This is a genomic window from Zooshikella ganghwensis DSM 15267 (assembly GCF_000428585.1).
Classification (GTDB): Bacteria; Pseudomonadota; Gammaproteobacteria; order Pseudomonadales; family Zooshikellaceae; genus Zooshikella; species Zooshikella ganghwensis.
Genome location: NZ_AUAF01000366.1, coordinates 1 through 1,464, shown reverse-complemented (window position 1 = coordinate 1,464; position 1,464 = coordinate 1). Strand labels below are relative to the sequence as shown.

The 1,464-nt window shown below is 35.9% G+C and carries 1 protein-coding gene and 1 pseudogene; both read left to right on the top strand.

Annotated elements, in window-relative coordinates:
- Nucleotides 1–98: 98 nt before the first annotated feature.
- Nucleotides 99–689 (top strand): annotated as a pseudogene (locus F607_RS35730) (chloramphenicol phosphotransferase CPT family protein).
- On the top strand, nucleotides 689–1,333 hold the full coding sequence (locus tag F607_RS0127005; protein WP_027710470.1) for a class I SAM-dependent methyltransferase: 645 nt from the start codon (nucleotides 689–691) through the stop codon (nucleotides 1,331–1,333). Before F607_RS35730 ends, F607_RS0127005 begins: the two are co-directional and overlap by 1 nt.
- Nucleotides 1,334–1,464: the final 131 nt, after the last annotated feature.

Sequence of the window (1,464 nt, the reverse complement as noted above, 5' to 3'; positions counted from 1 at the left end):
TGACATCCCCTGTCCCTTTGAATTTGTTTCGGCAAAACAAAGGTTGGGGTCAGGGGTTGTCATTTCAAACTAATAAAAGTCGAGCATCGCGTTAGCCTATGGATATTTTATTTTTAAATGGTACAACTTGCTCAGGGAAAAGTAGTATTGCTAGTGAGTTACAAGCTATATTACCTGATTATTATTTACACATAGGTATTGATCATTTTATAGCAATGATGCCATCAAAATCTAACGATTTAGAAGGTAGTGAAAAAAAAGACGGTTTTTACTGGAGGGAAACTTTACTGCCAGATAATACAACTGGTTATCAGATTCAACAAGGCCCCTACGGGATAAAAGTAAATGACGCCTATCGAAAGACAGTCGCAAACTTAGTGAGGAATGGTCTTCGTCTTATCGTAGATGATATTACAAATGGTGAGTCGGAAATGAAAATATGAAGATCGGTACTGGCACCGTATAGTACTGCATATATTGCTGTATATTGTAACTTAGACACACTAGAAGAAAGAGAAAAAAATAGGAAAAACAGAAAACAATATACAGCAAGAGAGCAGTTTTATCGTGTTCATCAAGATATTAAGTATGATTTTAGTGTAAATACGACTAAAACCTCTACAGAAACCTGTGCCAAAACCATTGCACAATTTATTAGAAACAGCAGTCTCATTGAGGACATATCGTAGTGAATCCCAAAGAAATAGCCACACAACTTCGTTGTCCTTCAGGCAAAAAAGCCCCTGAAATTGCCCAGCAAATGAATCAAGCAAATTACCAAATAAACAACAAATGCATTAATTTACTGCATATCACGGATAATGATCATATATTGGAAATTGGTCCAGGAAACGGCGCTTTTGCACAAAAGATCATTGAAAGTGCCCCAAATGTGTCCTATAAAGGGCTTGACTGGTCCTCTGATATGGTAAGCGAAGCCAAAATACACAACCAGCAGTTTATTGCCTCAAATAACGCCAGTTTTCACCAAGGTAGCTCAAGTGCTATACCTTTTTCTTCTTCAAGTTTTAATAAGGCATTAGCAATTCACACTTTATACTTTTGGGACTCCCCTTTCTTACATTTTGCTGAAATCCACAGGGTTATGAAGAAAGATGGCTTATTTTGTATCGCTTTTGGTGATAAGTCATTTATGAAAGACTTACCCTTTTCACCATTTGGCTTCAATCTTTATCACTCAAAGGAAGTAGAACAACTGTTGGCAATAGCTGGATTTCAAGTTCAAACCGTTCAGCAATATTATGAAACAGGACTAAGTAATACAGGTGCAACTGTTGAAAAGCTCATTAATGTTATTCTTTGTAGAGCTTAGTTTAAAGCATACATTTCACTTTTATCTTTCCTTTTACCTAAGAACGTGTCTCAAAAATCAAAAAATATACAGATGTCTAAGTAAAAGGTTAATCATTAAGCACAAAGCAGTTTCAAGAAGATAGGAATGGA